21 protein-coding genes and 1 pseudogene are annotated in these 20,239 nt (G+C 48.8%); 5 read left to right on the forward strand and 17 right to left on the reverse strand.

From position 1 onward, the window contains the following. Positions 1-92: 92 nt before the first annotated feature. Entirely contained in the window at positions 93-794 is a 702-nt protein-coding gene (locus O3C58_10965) for a tetratricopeptide repeat protein (protein MDA0692374.1), read from the reverse strand. A 79-nt stretch (positions 795-873) separates the two neighbouring features. Here O3C58_10965 and glpE point away from each other — a divergent pair, with 79 nt between their 5' ends. Next, complete coding sequence (gene glpE / locus O3C58_10970; GenBank protein MDA0692375.1) at positions 874-1,185, forward strand: thiosulfate sulfurtransferase GlpE; 312 nt, start codon at positions 874-876, stop codon at positions 1,183-1,185. A gap of 22 nt (positions 1,186-1,207) precedes the next feature. Here glpE and O3C58_10975 read toward each other — a convergent pair whose 3' ends face one another. The 13 genes and pseudogenes from O3C58_10975 to O3C58_11035 form a co-directional block, all read right to left on the reverse strand. Further along, a complete protein-coding gene (locus O3C58_10975; protein MDA0692376.1) occupies positions 1,208-2,080 on the reverse strand; it encodes an MTAP family purine nucleoside phosphorylase in 873 nt (290 codons plus the stop codon). Between the two features lie 22 nt (positions 2,081-2,102). Further along, a complete protein-coding gene (locus tag O3C58_10980; protein MDA0692377.1) occupies positions 2,103-2,609 on the reverse strand; it encodes a gamma carbonic anhydrase family protein in 507 nt (168 codons plus the stop codon). Positions 2,610-2,671: 62 nt separating this feature from the next. After that, positions 2,672-3,424 carry a lysophospholipid acyltransferase family protein gene (locus O3C58_10985; GenBank protein ID MDA0692378.1) on the reverse strand — a complete coding sequence of 251 codons (753 nt, stop codon included), beginning with the start codon at positions 3,422-3,424 and terminating at the stop codon, positions 2,672-2,674. Between the two features lie 11 nt (positions 3,425-3,435). Next, the gene (locus O3C58_10990; protein MDA0692379.1) at positions 3,436-4,230 is read right to left on the reverse strand and encodes a hypothetical protein; all 795 of its coding nucleotides are present in this window, start codon (positions 4,228-4,230) and stop codon (positions 3,436-3,438) included. An 8-nt stretch (positions 4,231-4,238) separates the two neighbouring features. Next, positions 4,239-5,120: a TIGR02281 family clan AA aspartic protease gene (locus O3C58_10995; GenBank protein MDA0692380.1), complete on the reverse strand. Its 882-nt coding sequence runs from the start codon at positions 5,118-5,120 to the stop codon at positions 4,239-4,241. A gap of 1 nt (position 5,121) precedes the next feature. Further along, complete coding sequence (locus O3C58_11000) at positions 5,122-7,473, reverse strand: DNA translocase FtsK 4TM domain-containing protein (GenBank protein ID MDA0692381.1); 2,352 nt, start codon at positions 7,471-7,473, stop codon at positions 5,122-5,124. Further along, on the reverse strand, positions 7,466-9,127 hold the full coding sequence (gene nadB / locus O3C58_11005; GenBank protein MDA0692382.1) for an L-aspartate oxidase: 1,662 nt from the start codon (positions 9,125-9,127) through the stop codon (positions 7,466-7,468). Before nadB ends, O3C58_11000 begins: the two co-directional genes overlap by 8 nt. An 88-nt stretch (positions 9,128-9,215) precedes the next feature. After that, a pseudogene (locus O3C58_11010) lies at positions 9,216-10,167 on the reverse strand (glycosyltransferase family 2 protein). Further along, positions 10,124-10,480, reverse strand: a complete 357-nt coding sequence (locus O3C58_11015; protein MDA0692383.1) for a hypothetical protein — start codon at positions 10,478-10,480, stop codon at positions 10,124-10,126. Before O3C58_11015 ends, O3C58_11010 begins: the two are co-directional and overlap by 44 nt. Continuing rightward, positions 10,467-10,721 carry a hypothetical protein gene (locus O3C58_11020; GenBank protein MDA0692384.1) on the reverse strand — a complete coding sequence of 85 codons (255 nt, stop codon included), beginning with the start codon at positions 10,719-10,721 and terminating at the stop codon, positions 10,467-10,469. Before O3C58_11020 ends, O3C58_11015 begins: the two co-directional genes overlap by 14 nt. Before the next feature lie 4 nt (positions 10,722-10,725). Then, the gene (locus tag O3C58_11025) at positions 10,726-11,787 is read right to left on the reverse strand and encodes a hypothetical protein (GenBank protein MDA0692385.1); all 1,062 of its coding nucleotides are present in this window, start codon (positions 11,785-11,787) and stop codon (positions 10,726-10,728) included. 5 nt (positions 11,788-11,792) lie between these two features. Continuing rightward, positions 11,793-12,833: a DUF2723 domain-containing protein gene (locus tag O3C58_11030; GenBank protein ID MDA0692386.1), complete on the reverse strand. Its 1,041-nt coding sequence runs from the start codon at positions 12,831-12,833 to the stop codon at positions 11,793-11,795. Positions 12,834-12,993: 160 nt separating this feature from the next. Further along, positions 12,994-13,374 (reverse strand): prepilin-type N-terminal cleavage/methylation domain-containing protein, encoded by a 381-nt coding sequence (locus O3C58_11035; GenBank protein MDA0692387.1) that lies wholly within the window; start codon positions 13,372-13,374, stop codon positions 12,994-12,996. A 1,030-nt stretch (positions 13,375-14,404) separates the two neighbouring features. Between O3C58_11035 and nadD the strand changes: the two genes are divergently transcribed. The 4 genes from nadD (at position 14,405) to O3C58_11055 (ending at position 17,291) form a co-directional block, all read left to right on the forward strand. Then, the gene (gene nadD, locus O3C58_11040) at positions 14,405-15,100 is read left to right on the forward strand and encodes a nicotinate-nucleotide adenylyltransferase (protein MDA0692388.1); all 696 of its coding nucleotides are present in this window, start codon (positions 14,405-14,407) and stop codon (positions 15,098-15,100) included. A 22-nt stretch (positions 15,101-15,122) separates the two neighbouring features. Further along, positions 15,123-15,464, forward strand: a complete 342-nt coding sequence (gene rsfS / locus O3C58_11045; GenBank protein MDA0692389.1) for a ribosome silencing factor — start codon at positions 15,123-15,125, stop codon at positions 15,462-15,464. A 28-nt stretch (positions 15,465-15,492) separates the two neighbouring features. Further along, complete coding sequence (locus O3C58_11050) at positions 15,493-15,891, forward strand: TraR/DksA family transcriptional regulator (protein MDA0692390.1); 399 nt, start codon at positions 15,493-15,495, stop codon at positions 15,889-15,891. A 95-nt stretch (positions 15,892-15,986) separates the two neighbouring features. Beyond that, the gene (locus O3C58_11055) at positions 15,987-17,291 is read left to right on the forward strand and encodes a tetratricopeptide repeat protein (protein MDA0692391.1); all 1,305 of its coding nucleotides are present in this window, start codon (positions 15,987-15,989) and stop codon (positions 17,289-17,291) included. Positions 17,292-17,379: 88 nt separating this feature from the next. Here O3C58_11055 and O3C58_11060 read toward each other — a convergent pair whose 3' ends face one another. The 3 genes from O3C58_11060 to O3C58_11070 all read right to left on the reverse strand — a co-directional run bounded on the left by O3C58_11060 (position 17,380) and on the right by O3C58_11070 (position 20,235). Next, positions 17,380-17,754 (reverse strand): hypothetical protein, encoded by a 375-nt coding sequence (locus O3C58_11060; GenBank protein ID MDA0692392.1) that lies wholly within the window; start codon positions 17,752-17,754, stop codon positions 17,380-17,382. Between the two features lie 341 nt (positions 17,755-18,095). Beyond that, a complete protein-coding gene (locus O3C58_11065) occupies positions 18,096-19,430 on the reverse strand; it encodes an ADP-ribosylglycohydrolase family protein (protein MDA0692393.1) in 1,335 nt (444 codons plus the stop codon). 31 nt (positions 19,431-19,461) lie between these two features. Continuing rightward, complete coding sequence (locus O3C58_11070) at positions 19,462-20,235, reverse strand: MBL fold metallo-hydrolase (GenBank protein ID MDA0692394.1); 774 nt, start codon at positions 20,233-20,235, stop codon at positions 19,462-19,464. Positions 20,236-20,239 lie beyond the last annotated feature (4 nt).

The following is a 20,239-nucleotide window of genomic DNA, read 5'->3' on the forward strand; positions in this document are numbered from 1 at the left end:
TGTCCGCACGGGCTGGAAAGCCCGTGCCACTGATTTAAGTAAATTTTGCACACGAGTCTATTTTCTGTGAAAACTAATTTTTAGAGATGCCCTTATAAAAAATCCCTGATGAATCCATTCAGAATAGGGATCATATCCATAATATCCTTTTTATGCAACACCTCTGCCAACGCACCCGCCTCTCGCAAAAGAGATTCCACCTCGCTACCTCTTCCGGTAAATAAATAAAGTGGAATCATGGAAAACAAGGGTTGCATAATTTTCAGGGGATCATTTTGCTCCCGGCCTAAATGGACGCGATTCTGCAAAGTCTGAACTCCCCGCTCAAGAGCTTCGAACAGGGAAGCGTAGGCTTCATCATTCGGTTGTTCATCAGGCTTCGGTTGATGGGTCTTCTGCAACTCAAGCGTTTTTTGAAAATAGGAGAGACCTGCCTGCCATTCACATTTGCGCCAATGAGAAACTCCCAGAAGGGTCAGAACAGCTGTTTGACCGATAACATCCTCGGTCAGCTGTTGAATTTTTAACGCCTCATGAAAATGGGTCATGGCTTTTTTCAACTGCGCCATTTCCCAGTAAACACATCCGAGATTAGCCAAAGCCACCGCCTGGTCTCTTTCATTTCCGGTCTTTTCAACGAGGGTCAGGGCTTTAGATAGAAAAGAAGCCGCTTGGGTCAATTGGCGATTTTTCTGACAAACCAACCCCAACTGCCTTAAAGCAGACAACTCTCCTTTGATGTCTTTATTCTCTCTGGCGGATTTTAACTGGTCTTCCAGTATGGCAATATTCACATCGATCCTTATTCTACTTCTGGTATAAAGTAATGATATCCTGCAGATAAATTTATAGATGATTCATTACGGAGGAGCCATGCCCCCCTTTCAAGAAATAGACATCCATAAAGTTAAAGAATTGGTGGATCAGCAAAGTGCTAACATCGTGGACATTCGTGATCCGGGGTCTTATTCCAGCGGACACATCCCGTCGGCGGTCCCGGTGAGCGATGCCAATGTTAAAGAGTTTACCGAAAATACAAATAAAGAAACACCTCTGGTGGTTTGCTGCTATCACGGAATCTCCAGTCAGGGAGCCGCCGCCTATTTTGCCAATCAAGGGTTTAAAGAAGTCTACAGCATGACCGGCGGATTTGAAGCCTGGCGGGGCATTTACCCGGCTGAATGAGGATGTCGTTTTTCTTCCGGCATCAGGGAGAAACCCATGCGTGCCAATCGTCACCGATCATTCCCTTGTCCTTGTAACGCTTGAGAGCGTACTGGCAATCGCAGGCCCGGTCCATTTCCTTTAAGGCCTGTAAGGCATCGCCAATCAAATCCGGGAAGCGGCTGATAGATTCCTCCACTGACACGCGTTCCGCTTCCGTTTGCATGCCCTCGAAAAGCTGCCCTTTTTCAAATTGTCTCGGCGTCACACCTTCCGCATAATTGGTCAGGTAACAAATAGATGCATAACACATCTCCAACTCGCGGGCGAGAAACGTTTCCGGTATCAAGGTCATGCCCACAAGATCGGCCTCCAAAATCCGTAACTTTCGAATCTCCGCAGGGGTCTCCAAACGCGGCCCTTCAGTGCACGCATAAATTGCGGCATCATGATGCGCCACGCCACTGTGGTGCACGGAATCGTGCAGGACATGGCGTATCTCCGGACAAAACGGTTGGCTCTGGCGAATGAATCCGATGCCTGTATTTTTAAAAAAGGTGGTTTCGCGGTTTCGGGTTTCATCGATCAGATCGTGCGGCACCACAAACTCGCCCGGTTTGAAAGCGGTGTTGATGATGCCGGGACCGGACCACGAAATGATGCGCTCGACGCCGCATTCTTTAAGCGCGTAAATGTTAGCGCGGTAATTGACGAAGGGCGCGGTGAGGGAATAGTCTTTTTCCCCGTGGCGGGACAAAAACAGAAATTCTATTTCATCAAATGCGAATCGATGCAAGGGAGCGCTGTCGCCGAACGGCGTTTTGAGAGTCACGCATTCCTTTTCATCGCCCAGGGATTGATCCGCGAGCAATCGATACGCGCCACTCCCGCCTATGACCGCCAATGAAACTTTCATAGTTAACTCTTAATGCGTTTGTTTAGTCTAAATAATTTTCGATGTCGCCGACGTAATTTGCCGCCGACTCGCGGATGCCGCGAATTTCCTCTTCAGTCAACTCGCGTTTCACTCTGGCGGGAGAACCCAAGACAAGACTGCGGGGCGGAATTTTGGTTCCCGGAGTCACCAGGGAACCGGCGCCGACGATCGACTGCTCGCCGATGTCCGCGCCATCCATGACGATGGCTCCCATGCCGATCAGACATTGCGAGCCGATGGTGCAGGCGTGCAGGACCACATTATGGCCGACGGTCACTTCATCGCCGATGAGGAGCGGCAAGGTTCTGCGGGCGACGTGCAGAACACAGCCATCCTGAATATTGGTGTATTTGCCGATGCGGATGTGGTTGACGTCGCCACGAATCACGGCGTTGAACCAGACACTGCTCTCTTCGCCAATGATCACATCGCCGATAATTTGAGCGCTTTCCATCACCAACGCGGATGCGTCGATTTGCGGTTTTTTTTCTTTAAAAGGATGAATCATTATCTCCACCGTGAATGAATTTTATTTGTGACAGCTTCAAGCTATTTGAGCTTCTTGTATTTTCACTTCTCATGCAACATTTCCCTGCGATGCGTTGCGCTTATGATACGGCCACTGGTTTCCGCCAATGCCCTGCGATCAGTGTCTCCGATAATTTTTTCATGAATGAAGACGGTAACATCCAGCCGCGGATTTTTCAACAACGCTAATATATGGGCAAGGAAATGCATTTCATGCCAGCAGGCAATCGAGGGTGGCGGTCGGTCATGATAAATGATGGTTACCGGAACCACCGGGCTTTTGGACAGAACCGCCGCCTCAAAAGGGGAGGATATAAAGTCCAGGACCTGCCGACCGTCGGTCGCCCTGCCTTCGGGAAACAGGATCACCGAACAGCCATCCGCCAACCGTTCACGCATCTGGGCTACGATTTCTTTCACTTGCTGGCGCTTGCTTCGCTCCGCCAATATTGTTTTGCCTATTCGGGCCATCCAGCGAAACAGGGGCCATTCGGCGATTTCCGCTTTGGAAACAAAAAATCCCGGAAAGCAACTTCCCAACACAAAAATATCTGGCGCCCCTATATGGTTGGCCACGATGAGGGAGCCAGGCAAAACTTTTATCTCGCCGACCCTCTGCACCCGGATATTAAAAATAAAACAGGAACAACGCGCCCAGTGCCTGGTAAAAACAGCGATGAGCTGGTGACGGCGCTTTTCCGATAAATAACAGGCCAACCCCATACCTATCATTGCAAACACCGGATAAATGACAAAAATAGCCATCGTTCTGATAATTGCAAGCAGAGCACCCATTGCCAATAACCTTAAAAAGTCCCTGAAATTTTTTCCCGGATCGGTACCATATCACAAAAAGCCAGCCGACCCAGATTGGCAAATAAAGCCTTCCATACTGACAGCCGACTCACCGTTGCCCTTTGCTCCACCGGCAGGACCCTGCACATGGCAGTCATCACTTCCGACCACGCCTTGTGACTGTGGAACACACTGTAATGAATTTTATCCACCCCACAATAATCTTTAACGCTGGGCAAAAGATGGATGCGCCCGCCTGCCGCTTCCTGCAAAAATTTATTGATCTCCCGGACGGCATCTGCTGCACCGAAATAGGCGACGGGGCTGTGCGGATAAAACACCCTCCGAAGCATACGAAACTGCCGTTCCGACACATCCTTTTCAAGGACCATAGGGATCGGGTTAACAAATACATCAGCTCCCATCGCGTCTAATTCCTGAATTATAGAACGCAGGCAGGCAATGATTTTATCAGCCGGGACATTATACATAATGTCGTTGCCGATATCGGTGATCAAAGCAAGGGTCTTGCTGATGTTTGGCTGGCGTTTCCTGGCGGCATCTAAAATACCGCTGGCTACGATCGGAGAATACGAAACATTAAACACGCCACCCTGGGCAAAATATCCCCGGCCGGGGCCCATCGCATGTAAAACCTCAACAGGATGAGGATGCAGGCAATCAATGAGACAGTTCACCAAAGCGGAATAACCCCGCGCCAGATTGCTCGCCCCCAGCAAAACGAAAAGCACGGGAGATTTGGAAGGATTGGCAGAATTTCTCGGAAGAGGGATTTCGGTTTGCAAGGGAAGTATTAAGGGTAGGACCTGAGGCGCATGGGAACCCCTGCCCTGGATGCGGCCATTTCCAGCTTGCCGTGGAGGTCTTCATAAAAAGCGACCATTTTTTCAATGCTGGAGGCCATGGGATGCCCTGCCTGTTCCATAGTTTGCGCCTCGGATTTAAAGCCGCTGATTTTCTGAGCATAGCCTGAAAACCGACTCTTCCACCAGAGAGCTGACTTTCCGTCCCACTCCAGATCGCCAGGATTGCCCAGCGGCCTTAGAATCATTTGTGAACGCGCCTTATCCATTTCCACCCGGAAATCGCCAAGAAAACTCATCCCCAAAAGACCATCCAACTCGCCCAGCTGGTCACTGATGCTGGCTTCCACCAGATCGGCATTAGCTCCTCCAACTTGCAGATTATCGACTGCCAGCATGGGCATCCACACCACGCCTCCTGCGGTCGTAAATGGGATTTGCGGGGAATCGGAGCCGAACCGAACCCCCATGCGCCTGGCCACTTTATCAGAAATTGTCAGCAGGGATGCTCCTGTATCGACCATCAACAGGGCCTTCACACGGTTGTTTAAAACCACTTCCACTAAAAAATTACCCCCACCGCTTGGAATCAACGGAATCACATACTCTCCTGCACCCGCCTTTTCTGGAGAATAGGACGAGGGTGTTGGCCTCTCCAGCAAAGGAAATGAGGAAGGAGGACGCGCCGCTCTGTATTTTTTGAATCGCTTTTCACCCTGGCGGAATTTTTCCGGGATTTTATACAGGTCATCCGTGAAATGAATGGTGCCCTTTTCATCTGCCCAGGAGTACATTCCGGCTTGTACCGGTGAAGAATAAAATGCGGCAACAAAAATGAACGCCGCAGCGACACATCCCCGGTATAAAAACATTTTATTCCTCAAACATGATCGGTTTGACATAAACTTCACGCGGTCGGACGCCATCAGACGGACCCACCACGCCCTCTCGTTCCATACATTCAACAATACGCGCCGCCCGGTTATAGCCAATACGCATTCTTCTTTGGATATAGGAGATCGACGCCTGCTTTTCTTTCGCGACCAGCGCCACGGCTTCATCATATTTTTCATCAAACTCTTCCGCATCATCCGCCTCGGCATCACCTTCTTCGATGGCAATGGCATCAAAAATATCTTCTTCGGAATCTTTATAGTCGGGCGCTCGCTGCTTCTTGGTAAAATTCACGATGCGGTTGATTTCCTCATCGCTGACCATGCACCCGTGAATTCTCTTCAAACTGGAGGTTCCCGGCGGCAGAAACAACATGTCGCCTTTTCCCAGAAGCTTATCCGCCCCCATGCAATCGAGGATGGTGCGCGAATCCACTCTGGAGATGACCTTGTAAGCGATACGGGCCGGGAAATTGGCTTTGATGATACCCGTCAGAACATCCACCGAAGGCCGCTGGGTGGCGACGATCAAATGAATCCCCGCTGCACGCGCCATCTGTGCCAAGCGAGTCAGGCATTCCTCCACGCCTCTACCGGCGACCATCATCAGATCCGCCAACTCATCGATGAACACGACGATATAGGGCAGTCTGGCGGGAGCCTCAGGAATTTCCTTATCATCCTCTTCATCGTAGTCCCCTGCCGCTTTGGCTTTGCGCCTTTCTTTTTCTGCTTCAAGGATTTTCTCTTCATACTCAACTTCAAGCTTGCCAACGAAATTATTGTAGCCGGTGATGTTCCGCACCCCCGCTTCGGACATCAACTTGTAACGGGTTTCCATTTCCGTCACCGCCCATTGCAGAGCCGCCGCCGCTTTCTTGGGGTTGGTGACAACCGGCGCAATCAAATGCGGGATGCCGTCGTAAATAGAAAGCTCCAGCATTTTAGGGTCGACCATGATCATTTTCACTTCATCGGGAGTCGCGTTCAGCAGGATACTGCAAATCATGACGTTCATGCCCACGCTCTTTCCCGACCCTGTTGAACCTGCCATTAACAGATGGGGAACGGTGGCAAGATCCTGAACCATGGGTTCGCCTATATTGTCTTTGCCAATTGCCATCGTCAATTTAGAGGGTGACTCGGTAAAAACTTCAGACGACATGATATCCTTGAAATATACAACCTCTTTTCTCGTGTTGGGGATTTCAATGCCTACCACCGGTTTTCCGGGAACCGGAGCCATGATGCGAAGGCTGACAGCCCGCATCGCCAAAGCCAGGTCGTCCGCCAGCGCTAAAATCCGGCTGACTTTGATTCCCGGCGCCGGCTCGTATTCAAACAGGGTGATCACAGGGCCTGGAAGCACCTGCACCACCCTGCCGTGAACGTTAAAGTCCGCCAGTTTTTCTTCCAGGATGGCGCTGTTGGCAAGAATCTCTTCCCGCAGTCCTTCTTCATCTTCCAGCTCCGGAGGATCGTTGAGCAACGATAACGGCGGAATCTGATATTCCCCTTCTTCGGGATCTGCCAGCAACTCTTCGTCATCGACGAAAAATTCCGCTGCCTCTTCTTCCACTTTCTTCTGTTTTTTCTTATTATTTTTTTTCATCGGTTGAATGATCATCGGTTGTGACTGATTGACGATGACAGGCTCGCTGACCAATACCTCATCCCTCTCCTGCTCTTCTTCCATTTCCAGCCTGTCGGCTTCTCTCTGTTCGCGCCAGTTTGCAAAGCTTTCCTTGATTGCCGGACCCGCCTGCAGTATCCAGCGGCCCACTCCGAGGAAAGCGCTCTGCACATGGTCGATGAAATGATTGGCTGACAATCTTGTCATCCCCAAAAGAGCAAGAAACATAAATGTTGCAAGCGTCAACACCGCGCCGCCCTTGTTCAACCAGTGGATCAAGAAGGCACCCAGAACCGACCCTGCCATGCCGCCGGTTTGAACTTTTTTGCCAAAGTATGGGTCCGCATCCAGCAAGGCCGCGCTCAGGGCGCACAAACTGATGAGAAACAAAACCCCCGAACAAAGCACCCAGGGCCAATGGTTGAATTGTCTGCCGCGAATAAACGCCCAGCCCAGGATGAAAGTCAAAAGGGGAAAGAAGAAAGCGCCGGTGCCAAACATCTGTACCAGAGTATCGGCAATATAAGCTCCCACCAGACCACCCAGATTGACGACTTTGGCTTTCCCGGTGACTGCGTTATTGAGCGAAGGATCGTTCGGGGAATAAGTGACTAGAGAAAGAAGGGAAAACAGCGTAAATGCAACGAACAGAATCCCGAAAAAATCCCGTATCAATTCTGAAAAGTTTTTTTCATTCATGGAAGGAAGTTTTTAATCTATTTTGGGTTATGGGACGCGGCGTGGTGTCCTGAACCACCGTTTCCCGTTTCCAGTTTGCGTCGTCCGTTTGTGGATAATCCAGGTTGTAATGCAGGCCCCGGCTCTCTTTTCGTTCAAGAGCGGACTCGATGATCAATTGTGCGGTGATCGCTATATTCCTCAACTCAAGCGTGTCCTTGGTGATTTTAAAGTTCCAGTAGTACTCCTGAATTTCATCCAGGAGCAGGTTGATCCTGCGCTTGGCCCGTTGCAATCGTTTGTCGGAGCGCACAATCCCCACATAGTTCCACATGAGCCTGCGAATCTCATCCCAATTGTGGGACACAACCACCGATTCATCACTGTCCACGGCGTTGCCGCTGTCCCACTTCGGAATATCTTTCTGAAGTTTTTCCAGCGACCCGGACCGGCTCAGCAGGGAAGCGGCTTTGGCGACCCCCCGGTGAGAAAGCACCAATCCCTCAAGCAACGAGTTGGACGCCAGCCGGTTGGCCCCGTGCAACCCGGAATAACAGGCTTCGCCACTGGCAAGCAGACCGCGGATGTTGGTTTGCCCGTTGATATCAACCATGACTCCGCCGCACATATAATGCGCCGCCGGAACCACAGGAATGGGTTCTTTAGACATGTCAAAGCCGAAATCTAGACAGGTTTTATAAATATTAGGGAACCGTTCGCGGCTCCGGTAGCCCTCGATATGGGTCACGTCCAAATAGACACATTCTTCACCGCTCTGCTTCATTTCAAAATCGATGGCCCTGGCCACGGTGTCTCTGGGGGCGAGGCATTCCAGGGAATGGTATTTTTCCATGAAGGTTTGCCCGTTCTTCCGGCGCAGTATGCCGCCCTCGCCGCGTACGGTTTCGGAAATAAGAAATGATTTTGCCTGCGGATGAAAAAGACAGGTGGGATGGAACTGGAAAAACTCCATGTTGGCGATTTTAGCCCCCGCCCGGTAAGCAATGGCCACACCGTCTCCCGTCGCCGTATCTGGATTCGATGTATACAGGTAAACTTTTCCGCCACCGCCGGACGCCAGCTGAGTCACCTTCGACAAAAAGGTTTTGACCTTATTCTTCTTGGCGTCCAGTACGTACATTCCCAGCGATTCATCCTCCGGACTGCCCGGTGTCACCGAAGGGTCCATCCTGGCTCTCGTGATCAGGTCGATGACCATGTGGTGGGCAAAAATTTCAATGTTGGGTTGTTCATGAACGGCGGCAATCAGGGTGCGTTCAATTTCCCAACCGGTCAGGTCGGTCGCATGCAGAATGCGGTGCTTGGAATGGCCCCCTTCGCGGCTGAGATGAAAATCTTTTCCCTGCACCCGGTCAAATTGCGCCCCAAGGCCAATCAACTCCCGGATACGCGCAGGACCTTCCTTGCAGACGATGCGGACCACATCTTCCTTGCACAGCCCCCGCCCCGCCTCGATAGTATCCTGAGCGTGCAGGTCGCAGGAGTCGTCATCGGCCATCACAGAGGCGATCCCTCCCTGCGCGTATTTGGTTGCGGACTCTTCCAACGCGTCCTTGGTGATGATCCCGACGGAACCAAACTTGGAAACTTTGAGAGCAAACGTGAGCCCCGCCACACCACTGCCGATAACCAGAAAATCCTTGTAAATATTCATGGGCATATTATATCTTTTTAACCATTAATTTTCAACAAGATGCCTAAATTATAGCAAAAATAACCTTCTGGCGGCTAAGACTGGAAACTCAGCCCTTGAGGTGCTGGTTACTCTCCATATCAAACCACATGGCGAATAAAAGAAATTGCAAACCGGAAATAACCAGTAATGCGGAGAACAGTGCGCTGGTGGCCGAAACCGGGCCGGCGAAAAGACGATAGGCTAGCAGATAGCCCCCCGAGACAAACCCGAGTGGAAAACAAATCAATCCGAAGGTGTAAAAAAAGACCAGGGGATGAAAATCGCGAATCACATATTTTTCCAGTAACCGCCTGAAAAAACAGCGGACCAGCAGACTGGAAATTTTGGTGATCACCCGTGAGATGCGGATGCCGGAAACCTCTCCGATATTGTAAACAGGTCGAACCGACACGTCACACACCTTTTGCTCGGCAATATTGAGCTTCACCAGAAGGTCGTTGGGCATGCCGTAGCGGGGATAAATCTTATCTATATCAATGGCTTCCAAAGCACCTTTGGAAATGGCGGTGAAACCGCACTGCGAGTCCGCCACATGCCAATACCCACTGGCGATTTTTGTAAACAGGGACAATGCCGCATTACCAATGTACCGGTGCCGGGGAATGATATCCCAGGCCTGCCCCGTGAACAGCCGGTTGCCTTTGGAGTAATCGGCCCGGCCCTCTGCCACCGGCAGAACGACGCGTTCCATATCATTCGGGTCCATCTGCGCATCTCCCGCCATGACCACGGCATTGTCGCATTGCATTTCCAGGCTGGCCTTGTAACCGGAGGCAATCGCCCCCCCCCACGCCCTTGTTCTCGGTGTGCATGACAAGACTCACGCGCGAGTCTTCCTTGATGTGGCGACGGACAACTTCTGCTGTGGCATCGGTACTGCAATCATCAACCACAATCACCTTGTCCACCCAGTCGGGAAACGTCTGCAAAACTATATGAATTAATTTTTCTTCGTTATGCGCCGGAACGACCACCGACACGGTTTTGTTTTTGAACATGGCTCATTCTGCTCCGAATTGAATTTTGCAGATTATGATAAACCTCGACGGCGGCCTCCAACTTGCCCGTTTGATCATTTTGAATCAATTTTTTAAAAAGCTGATTTTCCTTTTCTGTAAACATGTGACCGTACTTTTCCAGATTCGCCTCAGTTTTGCCGTATTTCTTGGCGCTGATATACAAGACGATGAGCCGGGATAGAAGTTGGAAAATTATTATGGAATTGACGGCGTGCAGCAGGAGATTGTTGATGTGAAATCCTGCCGGGTTTAATCCCCAGATTTTACAATCGACGACATTAAGATAAGACATATACGGGATCGTAATAGCCTGCTGTCGCCTGAGTGAAAGCGGTGAGAACATAATTCCACTGCCAGGGGTCGGTCAGAAATGGATTTTTAAGAATCCGTTCATCGTGGTCGTCAAAATTCACGAACCCATTGCCCAGGGTATTGAAGTAAACCACCAGACAAATCAAAAGGATGAGATAACCTTCCAGCCGTTGCCGTGTTCTTATGCTATCAGACGAAGGCTCCACTAATATTTTCTTCACCCTTTCAACTCGTCAATTCCTTTTGCATTCGCTTCCATTCCCGCAAGGTGCGGATATTTTTTTTGGCCCCATCCAGTTCCCTGGCCGCCTGTTCGTCCTTGCCCAGCATTTGCAGGGTTTTTGCCAGTTCCAGACGCGGTCGAAAATCTCCAGGTTTGAGCGCCACCGTTTGTTGCAGGTGTTTTATTGACTCTTCCAGTTTTGCCTCCGCACGCAAGAGCAGACCTTCCATAAATAGCGTTTCAAATTGATTCGGGAATTGGGTCTTCATAAGGGCAAACTCTTGCCTGGCTTTTTTGTTTTGCGCATCCAGGATAAGATTATCTATCCGTTTGAACCACCAATCGGGCCCACGGTGTCCCAGAAAATCGTACATCAGCTTAAGAACTTCCCGTTCCTGTTGATATCTTTTGGTTTCATGGTAATGCGCGGCGATGGATGGAATATAGAAGGCAATTTTATTGATCCATTGCGTTTGGTAAATCCTCGGCTTATTCACTTCCGCCTGCAACAAGCTTTTGAACTCCTCAAACGCCGCTCTGGAACCTGGCTCTTTGGTATCTTCGGATGAACCGGAGCGATACTTTAATAGCAGGTTCCGGTAGGGTTGAAAATCTTCTTCAAGTGGGAACTGCTCAAAAAACGTCAGGTTCTGATCCATCAAAATGGGGCGGTGGCTCTCATTGCCCTGAAAAAGATCCTGAACATATTTCAGAGATCCTTCGCGTGAATCAAAACGGTGACGGGAAACCTCCGGCAAAACCAGATCCGGATAGCGACGCTGTGTGAGCAGATCGGGAACATCCGGCCCTATCAAATCCCAGGCCTTGATGGCCGTGACGTCATCGCGAAGCCGCATGACGTCGTTGTGATAATAAAAGTTGAACCACGACATCCCGGTAACAAATATGCTCCGGTCTTCCAGCGAAAGTGATACGCGCTTTAACAGTGATTCGCCAAAATACAATCCCGACCGGTCCGCCTGCTGATAATTACTGATGACGTTAAACGGAATCACGCATGCCATGCCAACAAAAACCAGCCGCCGCCAATCGATCGATGACATTTCTTTTAACAAACCTTTTTTTCCTTCGGCCCCTTGGGTTCTTTGTCTCTAAAAAGAACGGCAAATAACGCTACCGCCGTGAACAGGCAGACAACGATATAAGAGGGGAAATAGCTCTCCTTCCTCCAGCCCACAAAAAAAGCGGCATTAATGGCAACGATAAGGAAAGTGAATACGAATAATGGGCGATTCCTTTTCCAGCACAATGCCGCACCCGCCAGAAAACCCAGAGTCGCCAGAGGCGTCAAATGTGTCCACACATCGGTCAGAAATGTACGGGCCACGTTCCAAATTTTTCCCAGGACCGCCGACACCCAAAGGGAAACGGTCACCGTCTCGGCCCCAACGGCTGAGTCGCGAAAATAGGAAAAATGGGTGTCCGCATCCTTGCGGTCGGTCACATGATACAAAAACCCTTTCAGGGTTTCCGGGTTGCCCCAGTCCATGGAAGGCTCCGCTAAGGACCGAATGGGAAGATAACCGTATACGGACAGACCTATCAGGAAAAAAAGGACCGATATCAGAAGATGCCTTGCGGCATTCTGCCGGTTCCAGCAAAAATATAAAACCAGAATCGCCGGCAATAAAAAGGCCATGGTCGCATGGTTGCCCGAACTCAACCCATACATCAAAGCGGCGGAATACAGATAACGCACATCGTCCTTCTCCCGCCACAAAAGGAGCAAAAGCAGGATCAGGCTGATGAAAAAAGAGTGCAGGGTATAAACTTCCGCTACAAGGGAGTGGAACCAAAATGGCGCCGAAAACGCCAGCAACCCGGCAGACAAAAGCGCAGGCCCAAAAAAACGGGTTCGGTCTTCGTCAGGGTAAACAAGGACCAGGAACCGGATCGCCGCCGCATAAAGAGTCACCAGTGTCATGCAGGCGAAAAATGCTGAAAACAGATTGACCTTGAAAGCGATGGATCCGAAGGGGAAAAAAGTGAAGGCTTTGGCCAGCAGATTGTATGTGGGAAAACCTGCGGGATGGCTGACCCCAAGTGTGAATGCGCTAACGACGAACTCTGGAGAATCCCGGTGATTGATGGTGGGAGAAACAGTGGCCAGATAGAAAAACCACGGTACAATAGTTAAAAAAAACTGCGCGGTGGTTTTGAGAGAAAAACTTCATAGGATCGGTTTTTTATCTAAAAAAAACCCTGCTCCACCCCCAAAAGGGGATGGAGCAGGATAAGATTATCAACAATTAAGGAGTAATCTCACCAGTATCATCGATGGTATATGCAATACCAGTACTGGCATGCGTAGCATCCGCGCGGAATGTGGCCTCATTTGGTGCGGTAATATTAACGGTTACATTGGTGGACTGATTATATCCGTAAGAAGCCGTCGCTACGTTCGTCAAATCACAAGCGGTTAGACTCGTCGTGTCACCCCAATGGGCTTTGCAGGCCAGATACAGGTTATGCAGGTTGGCTTTAGAATCGGAATTATAAGCACGATTTTTATACTGGGTGAACTGCGGAAGCGCAATGGCCGCCAAAATTCCGATGATGGCGATAACGATCAACAGTTCGATCAGGGTAAAACCCTTTTCATTCTTTGCGGTATTTAATTTCGACAACATTATTGCTCTCCTTTACAAGTTAGATAATCCAACAACCGGGTGAAAAAAACAAAGGTACGTAGAAACCTTCTGAATTCTGTTTTTCTCTTTTAGAGTGCAAACCGGATGCCAAACGGAGAATAAAGTAAAAAATTTCATAAAATGCCGTATTATAATGGTTTATTTTTACAACATATTTCTGCTTAGGCCACATAAACACTCGGATAACCGCAAATCGACAAATTTTGTCATTCACAGGGACGAAAAATTGTCTAATTTCCCGAATAAAAGGGCCAGTTTTTGCGCCCGTCGAGCCTGATTATCTGGAAAAACCATTGTATTTTAGGGATTTTTTACACTTGCGGATACCTGTACTCTGCAAAATTGGACCTTTGTGTAACCCGTCATTGCAATTGCGAGAAGCCAACGGCGAAGAAGCTGTTATACCTTTCGACCATCTCTAAAAATTAGTTTTCACAGAAAATAGAATCGTGTGCAAAAGTTTCTTAAATCAGTGGCACGGGCAACCTATCCTTAAATTTAAGGGTAGGTCGCCTGTCCTGCTAAAACAAAAGACGCTTCGGTGCCGTTGTCGATTTTTAGAGATGCCCTATTGTCACACTGAGCCTGTGATATTCGACCATTGCCTTCATGCCCCAGAGGGGTATGTGGTATTTCACCATTGCCTTCATGCCCCAGAGGGGTATATCGAAGTGTGAAAACAGCCCTTAATTATCAAGGTCATACTTCGACAAGCTCAGCATGACAGTTGCGGGTAGCAAAAATAGGTTTTCCGCATCTAAGTAGAAACACTCCTGACAGCTTTTAAAAACTGGCAGTTCCTGATAAATTGTTTTTGATGACTCAACTTATGGGTATCTCTAAAAATTGACTAAATGCTCCTAATCGTCAACTTAAGGAGATGGCTTTGTTTTAGTGGAACAGGCTTTCCAGCCTGTTCGCACGGGCTAGAAAGCCCGTGCCACCAATATAAGAAATCCTTGTACAGTGTTCGATTTCCTGTAATAAACTAATTTTTAGAGATGCCCTTATGGGAAAAGAAAACAGGAAACGCGTGGGAATCCTGGGAGGGTCCTTTGATCCGGTGCATAACGGCCATATCGGCCTGGCAACCCAGGTTCGAGAACGATTTCACCTGGATCACATTCTGTTTGTCCCGGCTTACATTTCTCCCCACAAGCAGGACAGGCAACCCGCATCCTCCAGCCACAGGTTAGCCATGCTGCGGTTGGCCACTGCATCTCAGCCCTTTTTTTTGATTTCCGAAATGGAGCTTATAAGGAAGGAAATATCCTTTACCATCGACACTCTGACGGTGTTACTCAACGAACAACCTGAAACCGATTTTTATCTCATCATGGGAATGGATGCTTTTGAAGGGATCGGAACCTGGAAAACCGTCCATAAACTGTTTGAATCATGCCATATCATCATCGCGTCCCGTCCTGGATATACCATGAAAGGGATTGAAAAAACCCTCAAGAGTATTTTCCATGATTCATCAATACCTTTTCTGCCTGCAACCAAAGACCCAGGTCTCCTCACATTTTGTCATCGAGAAAAGCAAACCACCCTCAAATTTTTTGACCTCCCGCCGCTAAATGTCTCCTCAAGTCAAATAAGGGAACGAATTGCGACCCATCAGGAAGTTAAAAATATGTTGCCACCCGAAGTCGAAAATTATATTATGCAAAACCAACTTTACCGAGCTAAATCCCACCTTTAACAATGGTTACATGAAAGAGCCTTTGAATACTATACAGCAGACTATCGTAGACGCAGCAGCTGAAAAAAAAGCTGAGGACATTCTGATTCTGGACTTACGGAACCGCTCGGATTTGACAGATTTTTTCATACTCTGTAGCGGAAACTCCAAATCGCAGGTTCAGGCAATCGCGGATTCCATCCTGGAAAAAATCTACCAGAATAAACATAAGACATCCACCGTAGAAGGCTACGCCACAGGCAATTGGGTGATTTTGGACCTTGGAGATATTTTTGTCCATGTGTTTCAAAAAGAGGCACGCGCCCATTATGATCTGGAGCGATTATGGGGAGATGGTCCCACCATAAAAGCTGTGGGAGAATGAAACAATTTTTTCAGGAGCACCTGTATTAATGAACCCAGAAAAACTACCTTCTTATTTATCCAAGTTGCAGGAAATCAGGAACAACCTCTTGGGTGATGTTGAAAAAACCTTTAAAATCAGCCGGGAGGAAACCCCGGAGCCAATGGCCGACATTACCGACGGAGCCGCTCAGGCCTATACAAATGAATTAATTTCGAGTTTGGGGGAACAGGATTGGCAAAAACTGAAACAGGTTGACGAAGCCCTGGAAAAATTCAAACAGGGAGATTACGGAATCTGTTCTACCTGTAGCCAGCCCATTCCTGAAGCCCGGCTGGATGTGATGCCCTTCGCAAAATTTTGCGTGGAATGCATGAGTGCGCGTGAAAACCAGGTGGAAAATCAAACACCTGATTTTGAGGAAGAGGATTTGGAAGAAAATCCTTGAATGAACTCCCTGGGTAAGATGGTATAATTCAGCCTCTAAAAAAATAGCAATTTAGTATTAATTCAGTTAATAACTCATTCTTACGGCAAATCACAGTGACTCTGAAAAATATTATTTTCCTGATTATTTTTACGCTGCTTTCAGTATACATCGCCTTCCTCAACCCGCATGAGGTTGAAGTTTACCTGACGCAAGCTTTTTCACTGCACATGCCAATGGTAATCCTCTTGCTGGGGTTTATCCTGGTCGGTGTCATCGTTGCCATCGTTCTGAACTGGGTATTAAAAGTAAAATCTTCCTGGGGCAATTTGAAATCCTATTTCAGAGAAAAACAAAATCAAAAAAGAGGCCAGTGGTGCGCCAGTCATTTTGAAAAAGCGGAAAACGCCCTGGCCGGTGGAAACCTCGAAAAAGCAAAGGCGCTCTTCAACAAGGTTCTTGAAGAATTTCCAAACCACGTGGGCGCATTGGACGGCGCCGGGAAGATTGAGCGTCTGCAAGGCCATACCGACCGGGCACTGGAACTGCACCTGAAAGCCACCCAAATTGATCCTGGAAATTTAAAAGTGCTCGACCACCTGGCTGAGGATTATTCCCATACAGGCTTGTCGACAAAAGAAATTCAAACGCTGGAAAAAATACGCCGGGTGGAACCGGACTCGCCGGTGGTTTTATCCCGAATAAGAGACTCCTACCTTGAGAAGCAGGATTGGAAAAATGCCTCCGAGATTCAGAAACGGGTCATTTCCCTCACCCGTGACAAAAACCAACAGGCAAAGGAACAGCGATTGTCCGGCCAGATCACCTATCAAAAAGGTCTTCTCCATTGGGAGAAGGGACAGGTGGACTCTGCCATTTCCGAATTTAAAAAAGCCCTCAGGGCCGATGATAAATGTCTGCCTGCATACATCACGCTTGGCGACGCCTTTCTGAAGTCCGGCGACAAGAAAAATGCCATCAAGACCTGGCAATCCGGGTTGAGCTTCACCCACTCCCCGCTTTGTCTGCTTCGCATCCAAAAGGTTCTGCAGGAGTCGGACAACCTGAAAGATTTGATTAAAATCTATCAGAACGCCATCCAATCCTCCAATAACTCGGTGAAGGATAAGTACGTTCTTTTGCTGGGGGTTTTATACTTGGAAAAGGGAGAAACCGAGGAAGCCATTCAGGTTCTTGAAACCGTTAAGCCAGAAAAATCGGTATTGCACTCCATCTTACTGGCGAATGCCTACCAGCAGAAACAGGACAATCCCAAGATGGAAGAAGCTACGCTGTCGGCTTTCAGTATTGCCAGGGAATCTTTATCTGAAGTGGTTTGCGGGGAATGCAAAACTTCTTTTGAGGAATGGTCGAGTCATTGTCCTGAATGCAAAGCCTGGAACAGCCTTTCTCCACGGTAACGTCGCGGATGGAGAAAGAAAACCAGCGGGAGGGGAATCCCCCTCCTTCCAGTCCTCATGAAATTCGCCCTCGGAGCAACCCAAACCTTTAACGGCCGATGAGTTTCCGATCCAGAATTTGACTGTCCTTTGTAAAGATTTTTGCAGAGACAAGTACTTCCTTGTCCAACTGAAAAAACATGCCTCGCTCGGGGTAACGTGCAATTTGCGCATTCATGGATTTCGGGACGCCGTAGTTTGCGATCAGATCATTAAACTTAGCTCCGATCTTAACTCCTTCCGCAAATTTCCCCTTGAACGCGGGAAGCACTTCAATGGCATCCACCGTGGTCTTATTACTCATGGCATGGATCACCACCCCTTGTTTGGGATACTCGATGACCACAGTATCCGTTAAAGGTTCTGTACCGCGTTGCACCTCAAACTTGTCCGGAATGCCCAATAAAACTATCACCTGATCCACGGACATCCCCACTTTTAAATTTTCTCCGATGACCAGGGTCCCCTTTTCTTCGGCCTACGCCGGGCCGGTCAGAAAACAAAACATTAAAACCGTAACAAACGCTTTGACCGCCTTCACGAGTGTCTCCTTTTTAAAAAAATTACCAGAGGAATCTGCCGCCGGGCCAAGCCTGAACCTCGCTTAACCCATTGAAATTATTTTAGATACTTTAAAAATAACTTCTAACTATTATAACCCCTTCCGGCTTCTATGCTAAGACCTAATTGCCAAACGCCTTGCAAAACCCCGCGTTCTGCATGCTGTCTCAGCGAAGTTTTGACCCCTTCGCGCTTGTTTTTTCTTCAATCATCGTCATCATCCGATTCCAGGTTTCGCCTGCGATCCCTTTTCTGCCGCGTTTTATCTTTTTCAAATTTTCGCCATTGGATCCGGTCTTCTTTGTTAGGAATTTTGGGTCCATCCAAAACCTCTGCAACAGGAGCCCCCTTGCCTGATACCTTGCGCGTTAATTTAGGGGTAAATTTTCTTCTCTCCTCGAACTCCTTCTGGGTCAGCGCCAATTCCATGGTCGGAAGATCTTTAAGACTTTTTGTAAATCGACGCAGAAACAGGGCCTCTCCCCTGGCTTTTATTTCCCTGGAGTTGACCAGGCCGGATTTCCAGTGCGGGGGAATTTGTTCAAACCCAAACAGCGCGCCTGCCCATGCTCCCACCAGCGTCCCCAGCAGGGTCGCTTCCCGGCCCATATTGAGCGTCCGGGTCAGAATGGAAGCAAAATCGGGTCCGCCCTTCAATACCATTAACAATGCCAAGGGAAGAAGACTCAACACATGGTTCTGAGTCGGATGAATGATTTTATTTTTGCTATAGCTGGAAGCGTTTTCACAAATCCAATTAAACAAGAGCCCTTCTTCCAAATGAAGCCTTTCCATTATCCCTTGCAAGGTCAACCTTAAAGCCTGAAACACCTGCTCGCCAAACTCATCCCAAATTTCGGGGACCTGCTCTTTTAATATCAGCTCCGCCTGCCTGCAGGCCTCCACCCCCTCGCCCATAATTTTTCGGGAGTCGTTTTCAGTAAGGCCCTCTCCCTCTTTCAGGTCCAGGGAAAGAAAACAGGTCACTAAATACCCCATCAACGCCGCCCCGATAACTTCCATCGGGTTGCGGCTCATCAAGAGACAGGTTTCCATGCACTGCCTTATCAGTTCATCGGATGCCTCCTGATGAAACAAGGCGATTGGAACGGCAAGGGACGGATAATAACACCCTGCATGGTTCTGGTCTGCTGGCAACAGAGGAACCCGTCCTGGAAGAGATTCTACCGCCCGGTAAAAGGGGCTTTCTGCATGGCGGAAAACACCAAGGTAGTTTTCGGGACCGCCCGCGGCAAGTTGCAAAAATAAACGGGAAATTTCGGAAACATTGGTTTTTTTATTGTTCAGCACACAATCGCAAACCATAAGAGCGGTTTGAGTTTGCACCCCGTACAAACCTTTCATACGGTATTGTCGGATGCCTTTGCCGATAAAGTTGCGGACGTCTTTGAAATCGTCCACCGAGCCAAAACACTGCTTGACGGTTTCCGGCTTGAGACCTTTAACCGCCATTCCCATAGCGTCACCCACCGCCATGCCAAACCAGCAACCCTGAATTTTATCTTGAATGGATTTCATATGAAGCCAAAATTTTATATTGTGAGGGGATTCAGTTGATAGTTAATAATTCGGTCGGGTGATTCTGCCGGGCGAGAACCATCTGTAACCGGGAAAATCTCTGTCCCAGGGCCTGCTCCGCTGTGATGGTGGCAAGTTCCGGAAGGTTGTTGGTTTCACTCAAGTGCATTAAAACCACATATCGGAGCCCGTCATGACTGACCGCCGCCAACAGTTCACCACAGGCCTCATTAGAAAGATGACCAACATCGCTTTTGACTCTTTGCTTCAAGGACCAGGGATAGGGTCCCACAGTTAACATTTCGACATCGTGATTGGCCTCCACCAGGAGAGCGGTGGACTTCTGTAATTTTTCGCGGACAAAAGGCGTTACTTTGCCTAAATCCGTGGCATGACCAATTTTGATATCTCCCTGCCGGATGACAAACGCAACAGACTCTTCGGCATCATGCGGCGTGGCATACGGTTCCACCACCATGTCTCCAAGGGTCACCGGCTCTTCCGAACGAATGGGTTTCCAGACTGGAATGCGGCCCAATTTATGCTGAATTTTTTTTAGCGTCCCTTCCGTCGTATGCAAAGGGATGTTGTACTTTCTGACCAAAGGCCCGACTCCTTTAACATGATCGGAATGTTCATGAGTCACGAACACCGCATCCAGGTCTCCAGCATCGCGACCGATACTCGCCAACCGGGCGCTCAGTTTCTTTTCACTCAACCCGGCATCCAACAAAATCTTATGGGTGTCCGTTTCAATATAAACCGAATTTCCGCCACTACCACTGGACAAAACACAAATTTTCAAAAAA

This window comes from Nitrospinota bacterium (genome assembly GCA_027619975.1).
GTDB lineage: Bacteria > Nitrospinota > Nitrospinia > Nitrospinales > VA-1 > JADFGI01.